This is a genomic window from Caballeronia sp. SEWSISQ10-4 2 (assembly GCF_030464885.1).
In the GTDB taxonomy this organism is placed as follows: domain Bacteria; phylum Pseudomonadota; class Gammaproteobacteria; order Burkholderiales; family Burkholderiaceae; genus Caballeronia.
This window is the reverse complement of record NZ_JALPRJ010000090.1, coordinates 23,674-30,504: the sequence shown is the minus strand read 5'-3', so window position 1 is coordinate 30,504 and position 6,831 is coordinate 23,674. Positions and strand designations below refer to the sequence as shown.

Below are 6,831 nucleotides of genomic sequence, written 5' to 3'. Positions count from 1 at the left end.
GTACGGTTCTCAGGGGGCAGCAGCGCAGCAATGCGCTGCTGCTACCCGACCAGGATCATCGCCACATCAAATCGCGGGTGAACGTGATGCTCGGGTTCAAACGCTTCCGAAGCGCGGCTGTCACGATCTCAGGTATCGAGCTAATGCACCGCATTCGCAAAGGTCAGTTCGATCTCACGGCAGCGCATCTCAAAGATACTTCTGCGCGCTCAATTTGGATGACGGTTCTTTCAATTTATTAAGATTGCTAAGGAAGATGATCCTCTCGCTTGCCTGCGCTATTTGCACCACAACCAACTGGACATCTTGCTACAAAAGCGGCGCGACAAAGCCGCAGCCAAACGGTTCTTCAAGCGCGTGCTGCGCTCGAGCCCCGTGCCGCGCAAAATCGTCACCGATCAACTGCGCAGTTATTCGGATTGCCAGAATAGCGCCGCAACGACAGTGCCGGAGTCTGATGCGTTCCGCAGGCCACCATCAGTTCGCGTGTCAGCCAGCACCGCGTAGCAGCCAGTTTTCAAGTTGGAGGCCCTGCACCCGGGAAAACTCATCGTTGTCCGTGACGAGCACCGCGTCCATCGCCAGCGCGTGCGCCGCAATGAGCATGTCGTTCGCGCCGATCACCTTGCCTTGACGTTCGAGATCGGCCCGCAACCTTCCGTAGAAACGGTCCGCCCGCTATCGAGCGCGATCACCGGCAAGCTTGTCAGCACGCGCTGGACACGCTTGGCCAACTCGTCTGAGCCTTTCGTTTCCAGCCCGTAGCGCAGTTCGGCAGCCACGATGATCGACGTGCAGATGCTCTCCGCAGGCTCCTGTCCGATGCGGATCGCGTCGGAGATGATGTTCGTGTCGAGCAGATACAGGGGGCATTACAGGTCAACCGATTCCGCAGGCAGACTCTCAATTTCCGGCCAGGACTCGTCGAGCGGAGCCCACTGCGCGAACAGCTCCCGTAATGGCACGGTCTTCGCCGGCTCGATGATCAGACGTGTGCCCTCCCTGCGGATCACGGCCTCCTCACCTGGTAGCTCAAGATCGCGTGGAATCCGGATAGCCTGATTGCGGCCATTGCGAAATACCCGAACGCGCCGGTCCTCAGTCGTTTTCGTCATGAAGCCCTCTTCGGCATATGCCTTAGCATCTGCCATTGTGTCCCTGCCCAGCGGTGTGGCCAAGATGTCCGAGAAGCCGCAGGGAACGGATCCTTACCCCGTCGCTGCTGACCCGGTACGCCGGCGTTGGCAATAATCCGCGTTGCCGTCTTTTTTTGCCCTATCCAGTCAATGAAAAACCGGGTACCAAGCCGGGTACGGATCAGCCGAAGATGATATAAAACCCTTTATTTATAAGGCTCTATAGAATATTTTCGTCATTCTCCTTACGAATCACGACAACCCCTTACCATCGGATGTTTCGAAGCAAGCATTGCTTGCTTCGCTGACGCACCTATCGAGGCAATGCATCGGTCTTGCGTCAAGTTGCGCTAAAGCGGCAGTAAATCGTTTAATAAAAGCATTGCAATGGTGTCATTTGCTACAGTAAACGGGTTCGGTAGCATTTGAATCCACCGTCAATCCGGTAAAGTCGTCCAAGTTCGACACAGCGACGAATGTTTACCGGATAAAATTACTTCTGCTCGACGGCAGTCAATTGTGTGCTCGCGAATGAAATTCATTTCGCATTCGGCAGCTGCAATTCCGCAGTATTCAGCCGCCGTCCGTAGAAGCAATCTGAAGAAATCCTATGTGCAGACAAACTGTCGATAAGGACCTCAAGGCCTTTAACAAGGCTATTATCCGGGTTGAGCACAAGCTTGCTGAGCACCCGAATGCCGTATTCCACGCATATTGCAGCTTTTCCGGTTTGGAAAGCTTCAATAAATATTGGCGCGGCGTACAATTGAATCGCCATAATTCCAAAAGCGCATAGCGCCGCAGCGGTTGTTTGTTACGGACGCGCTCTCGGACTTAGAGAAGTCTTGTCACAACAATGCAATGCGACGCGGCTCGGCGCTCTGGTTTTATTCTCACTCGTTAGCTCTAAATTTTTGGATACGCTCATGGCAACCGGTACGGTCAAATGGTTCAACGATGCAAAAGGCTTCGGCTTCATCACCCCCGATGACGGCGGCGAAGATCTGTTCGCACACTTTTCGGAAATCAAGGCAGAGGGCTTCAAAAGCCTTCAGGAAAATCAGAAGGTAACGTTTGAAGTGAAACAGGGCCCCAAGGGCAAGCAGGCATCGAACATCGTGCCAGCCTAAGTTTCATCCAGCCGTTACAACGGCTGGTTTTCGTCTGTCACGCAGATGAAGGCGGGGCATGGTCATCTCTGGCCATGCCCCGTTGTGATGTCCTGCACTTCATGTTGCACGTCAACGCATCGTGGCTCAAGACCACGCGCTCTGTTCTATCTGCCAGTCCTGGCAAATGCATCTTCTCGCACCGCAGTTTTATCCCCATACGCCGCGTCGCGCTTTAAGCCAGGCACAGCCGTATCCGCAGTGGAATGCGCGAGACTGAATCGCTCCTCGGGCGCGGTCCCGTTCAGATGGTAATTGCCGACAGCGGCCTCGCGCTGAATAGCCGGATTGTGCGAGGCAATCACACGTGCGTTACGCCAGTGGCGATCGAGCCGTCGCGCTTCGCTCGTCGCCGACGCCCCGCCCACTTCGAATAACAATGTCGCCGCCTCAAGCACTTGCTCGAGCACGATCTGTTGCGCCTGATAAGCCTGGATATCGACGGCAATGTAATCCGCTGTGGTAGCCAGACCCGCGTTACGCGCCTGATGCACACGCTCGAGCGCCGCGGCTACGGACTCGACCAGCGCCTCGGCCGAATACGCGAGACTCGCGAGACGCCCCACTACGCGATGCACAAGCGGATTGTCACGCGGGCTCGACTGCCCCGCTACGCCAAACGTGCGTGTACGGCCCTGAACGAACGCAACGCCATCGCGCAACACCGCACGTGCGATACCCGCGAGCGTTGCCAGATGCACGGCCTGGTAAAACGCAGTCAGCAATGAATCACGGCGCGGCTCCGATGCCTTGTAGCGCGACAGGATCTGGTCGACGGGAACGCGTACGTTATCGAAACGCGTCGTGCCGCTAGCCGTCAGACGCTGGCCGAAACCGTCCCAGTCGTCGTTACGTGCCACACCCGGTGCATCGCTGCGCACGAGCACGTGAAGATCAGTCTGCGCGTCATGTGCAGCTACGTTGATCCATTCCGAATAGAGCGTACCCGTGCTGTAGTACTTCTCACCATTCAGAAGAACGAAATCCGGGTTCGCGTCGGGTGTAACGGTGACGCTGTTGTGCGTGGAACCGGTGCGTTCCGACGTAGCCGCCCCAATCGTCTCGCCTCGGGCGATGCGTCCCAGCCAGCGCTCGCGGGCTGCCTCATCCTCACTTTCCAGCCGCTGCTCGATGAAACCCGAATGCGCGCGAATAATCTGCGGCAGGTTCGAATCAGCTTCGCCCAGACGCGTCAGCAAACGGAAATACTGCGGCAGCGAGATGCCGCTTCCACCGTATTCGCGCGGTGCTCGCAAGGCGGTAAAACCGCTGTCCTTCAATTGCTGAACAGCATCGCGAGCGAGTTCACGACGCTGCTCACGCTCGATGGCGCCTTTACCAATGTGCTCGAATATCTCCGCGAAACGCGCGTAAAGCGCCGCGTCCGTCGGTGCTGACGTCGTCATTCACTTCTCCACAATTTAAACGAGTGCGAACGATGAGGATAAGTGCCATGCCGAGCCGTCGGCAACGAACGATAGGTGCTAACCATATGCGCTTGCCGGGTTTCCTGAGCGCTGCTCAAAGCTATGCGCGAAGGTTAATGCGAACGGCGCTTGTGTGTCCCTCGCGTCAATTCGGTTTAGTGCTTTAGCGTATATCGATCGGCGGATTTATTCGTCGCTTTACGCGGCGGTCCGATCAAGAATCGAAGGTCGGCCATTCAGCTTAGTCAGCTATTGAGCGCTTGAGAAAAAGAAAGATGACCCACCTTACAAACACCGCACCGCGACGCCTGCACCTCAACGTCAATATCCTGCATTCGGGTTTCGTCCCCTCTGCATGGCGGCTGGCGGAAGCCGATCCTCTGGCGTTCATCGACGTTAGTCATTACGTCCGCGTTGCACAGATCGCGGAGGCAGCCAAGTTTGATGCCGTGTTTCTCGCCGATAACGCCTCTATCGCCGACCAGATCGACTTTCGCCCGATCACCGCGCTGGAGCCGACCATCCTGCTTGCCAGCATCGCGGCGGCGACCTCGCATATCGGCGTGATCGGCACGGCGTCCACGAGTTACAACGAGCCGTACAACATCGCGCGCCGTTTCGCCACGCTCGACCATGTCAGCAGCGGACGGGCGGGCTGGAACGTCGTGACTACCGCCGACCTGGGCTCGGCGCGCAATTTCGGCCGCGACGCGGTGCCCGATCACGCCGAACGCTACGCACGTGCGTCGGAGTTCACCAGCGTCGTCAAAGCGCTCTGGGACAGTTGGGAGGACGGCGCGGTCGTCGGCGATAAAACGAGCGGACTATTCGTCGATACGGACAAGGTTCATCCGGTCTCGCATCGCGGCACGCATTTCTCGGTGCAAGGTCCGTTGAATGTGCCGCGTTCGCCGCAAGGGCATCCGGTGCTCGTGCAAGCCGGCGCTTCGGGCGACGGCCGCGAGCTTGCCGCGCGCCATGCCGAGGCGGTGTTCTCAGCCTCGCAATCGTTCGACGAGTCGCTAGCCTATGGACGTGATCTCAAGGCGCGCGCAGCGGCCTTTGGACGGGGTCCCGATGCAGTGAAGGTGCTGGCGGGACTGACCACGATCATCGGCTCAACTGAGGCTGAAGCGTTACGTCGCCGCGACGAACTGGTGGACCTGATTCCGTGGAGTTATAGCCTGACCCGGCTGGCCGGTGTCCTGGGCATGAGCCCGGACCGTCTCAAGCTGGATGAACAACTGCCGGACAACCTGTCCTTGCCCGGCCAAGGCAACGGCAACCACACCTTCTTTCACGCGACGCTGGCGCAAAGCCGCCAGCACGGCTACACCGTGCGCGAACTCATCAGGGCGCTCGCGGGCGGCGGGGGGCATCGCGTGATTGTGGGGACGCCCGAGCAGATCGCGGATGATATCGAACGCTGGTTCAACGCAGGCGCCGCCGATGGCTTCAACCTCATGCCCGATGCGTTGCCGGGCGGCTTGCAGGACTTCGTCGACGGCGTCGTTCCGATCCTTCGCCGGCGCGGCATTTTCCGCACGGACTACGAAGGCGCGACGCTACGCGAACATCTCGGTCTGGCACGTCCCGAGAACCAGAGATTATGGCGCAAAAGCGCCTGAGCGTGCGCTCTCGTCAAGCGGCCCCTTTCACGAAGCATCCCGATCCCACACTCCATGACCAAGCGAACCGGACAACTGCGCCTAGGCGCCTTCCTGTATCCCGCCGGACATCACATTGCCGCGTGGCGGCATCCGGACGCTCAGGCGGATGCCGGCGTGAATTTCAGACACTACGTGCAGCTTGCGCAAGCGGCGGAAGCCGCGAAGTTCGATCTCGTGTTCCTGGCCGATGGTGTCGGCACTCGAGGCGACAACCTTGATTTCCTGAGCCGTACCGCTCACAGCTACATCGCTCAGTTCGAACCGATCACGTTATTGTCAGCACTGGCGGCCGTGACGGAGTGCATCGGCTTGGTCGGCACGGCGTCGACGAGCTTCAACGAGCCGTATCACATCGCCCGTAAGTTTGCGTCGCTCGACCATATCAGCGGAGGTCGTGCAGGCTGGAACCTCGTTACTTCGTCGAATGAGCACGAAGCGAAGAACTTCAATCGCGACCGGCATTTTGATCATGCGGAGCGCTACGAGCGGGCAACCGAGTTCGCCGAAGTCGTCAATCGGCTTTGGGATAGTTGGGAGGACGATGCATTCTTGCGCGACAAGGAGCAAGGCCGTTTCTTCGACCCCGCCAAGCGCCATGTCCTCGATCACAAAGGACGTTTTTTCCAGGTCAGGGGACCGCTCAACGTAGCGCGCTCGCCACAAGGGCAACCGGTGGTCGTGCAAGCGGGTTCATCGGAGGCGGGCCGGGCGTTGGCTGCGCGAACAGCCGAGGTTATTTTCACGGCGCAGCAGACCCTGCAGGACGCCATCGATTTTTATGCCGACGTCAAAGGCCGCCTGGAACAACATGGGCGTCATCCCGACGATCTGAAAATCATGCCGGGCGTGATGCCTATTGTCGGACGAACGGAAAGCGAGGCACGCGAGAAGTTCGAGCACCTGCAATCGCTTATCGACCCGGCTGTGGGGCTTGCATTGGTCTCGGGTCTTACTGGTGGTTTCGACTTGTCAGCTTATCCGATCGATGGTCCGATTCCCGAGTTACCGGAAACGAATGCTAGCAAGAGCCGTCAACTGCTCACGCTTGAGTTGGCGCGGCGCGAGAACCTGACGATTCGCCAGCTTTATCTTCGCGTCGCCGGTGCGCGCGGGCATTGGCAAGTGGTCGGGACGCCTGAGCAGATAGCCGATCAACTGGAAGAACGCTTCGTTCAATATGGAGCCGACGGCTACAACGTCATGCCCGCGGTATTGCCGGGCAGCCTGACGGATTTCATCGAACTGGTGCTGCCGGAGTTGCGTCGCCGCGGACTGTTTCGCACGGAGTATGAAGGCCGGACGCTGCGAGCGAACCTGGGCCTTGCGCGACCCGTCAATCATTACTCGGCTGAAAAAAACAATACGGTCGCGGCCTGAGCCTTTGGACCGAGCGCATAGATTGCCGCGATGCCCCATCTTCGCAGCAACT

Annotated in this window: 7 protein-coding genes and 2 pseudogenes; 5 read left to right on the top strand and 4 right to left on the bottom strand. The window is 58.6% G+C overall.

Annotated elements, in window-relative coordinates:
- The coding region (locus tag M0D69_RS37145) for a DDE-type integrase/transposase/recombinase (protein ID WP_301786804.1) at positions 1 to 242 on the top strand (242 nt) is incomplete at its 5' end.
- Between the two features lie 52 nt (positions 243 to 294).
- Positions 295 to 414, top strand: a pseudogene (locus M0D69_RS37140) (DDE-type integrase/transposase/recombinase); the annotation flags it as partial.
- Between the two features lie 75 nt (positions 415 to 489).
- Here the strand turns inward: M0D69_RS37140 and M0D69_RS37135 are convergent.
- The 3 genes and pseudogenes from M0D69_RS37135 to M0D69_RS37125 all read right to left on the bottom strand — a co-directional run bounded on the left by M0D69_RS37135 (position 490) and on the right by M0D69_RS37125 (position 1,914).
- Positions 490 to 866 (bottom strand): annotated as a pseudogene (locus M0D69_RS37135) (type II toxin-antitoxin system VapC family toxin).
- Between the two features lie 6 nt (positions 867 to 872).
- Positions 873 to 1,115: an antitoxin gene (locus M0D69_RS37130; RefSeq protein WP_301786803.1), complete on the bottom strand. Its 243-nt coding sequence runs from the start codon at positions 1,113 to 1,115 to the stop codon at positions 873 to 875.
- Between the two features lie 559 nt (positions 1,116 to 1,674).
- Positions 1,675 to 1,914: a hypothetical protein gene (locus M0D69_RS37125; RefSeq protein WP_301786802.1), complete on the bottom strand. Its 240-nt coding sequence runs from the start codon at positions 1,912 to 1,914 to the stop codon at positions 1,675 to 1,677.
- 148 nt (positions 1,915 to 2,062) lie between these two features.
- Between M0D69_RS37125 and M0D69_RS37120 the strand changes: the two genes are divergently transcribed.
- Entirely contained in the window at positions 2,063 to 2,266 is a 204-nt protein-coding gene (locus tag M0D69_RS37120) for a cold-shock protein (RefSeq protein WP_031356584.1), read from the top strand.
- A gap of 146 nt (positions 2,267 to 2,412) precedes the next feature.
- Here M0D69_RS37120 and M0D69_RS37115 read toward each other — a convergent pair whose 3' ends face one another.
- Positions 2,413 to 3,711 (bottom strand): acyl-CoA dehydrogenase family protein, encoded by a 1,299-nt coding sequence (locus tag M0D69_RS37115; protein ID WP_301786801.1) that lies wholly within the window; start codon positions 3,709 to 3,711, stop codon positions 2,413 to 2,415.
- A gap of 296 nt (positions 3,712 to 4,007) precedes the next feature.
- Between M0D69_RS37115 and M0D69_RS37110 the strand changes: the two genes are divergently transcribed.
- Both M0D69_RS37110 and M0D69_RS37105 read left to right on the top strand, forming a co-directional pair.
- Entirely contained in the window at positions 4,008 to 5,360 is a 1,353-nt protein-coding gene (locus tag M0D69_RS37110) for an LLM class flavin-dependent oxidoreductase (RefSeq protein ID WP_301786800.1), read from the top strand.
- 54 nt (positions 5,361 to 5,414) lie between these two features.
- Positions 5,415 to 6,779, top strand: coding sequence for an LLM class flavin-dependent oxidoreductase (locus tag M0D69_RS37105; RefSeq protein WP_301786799.1), 1,365 nt, complete (start codon positions 5,415 to 5,417; stop codon positions 6,777 to 6,779).
- Positions 6,780 to 6,831 lie beyond the last annotated feature (52 nt).

Excerpts from the sequence above, each read along its gene's own strand:
- M0D69_RS37130 (WP_301786803.1), bottom strand. The coding sequence starts at position 1,115 with ATGACGAAAACGACTGAGGACCGGCGCGTTCGGGTATTTCGCAATGGC.
- M0D69_RS37125 (WP_301786802.1), bottom strand. The coding sequence starts at position 1,914 with ATGGCGATTCAATTGTACGCCGCGCCAATATTTATTGAAGCTTTCCAA.
- M0D69_RS37120 (WP_031356584.1), top strand. The coding sequence starts at position 2,063 with ATGGCAACCGGTACGGTCAAATGGTTCAACGATGCAAAAGGCTTCGGC.
- M0D69_RS37115 (WP_301786801.1), bottom strand. The coding sequence starts at position 3,711 with ATGACGACGTCAGCACCGACGGACGCGGCGCTTTACGCGCGTTTCGCG.
- M0D69_RS37110 (WP_301786800.1), top strand. The coding sequence starts at position 4,008 with ATGACCCACCTTACAAACACCGCACCGCGACGCCTGCACCTCAACGTC.
- M0D69_RS37105 (WP_301786799.1), top strand. The coding sequence starts at position 5,415 with ATGACCAAGCGAACCGGACAACTGCGCCTAGGCGCCTTCCTGTATCCC.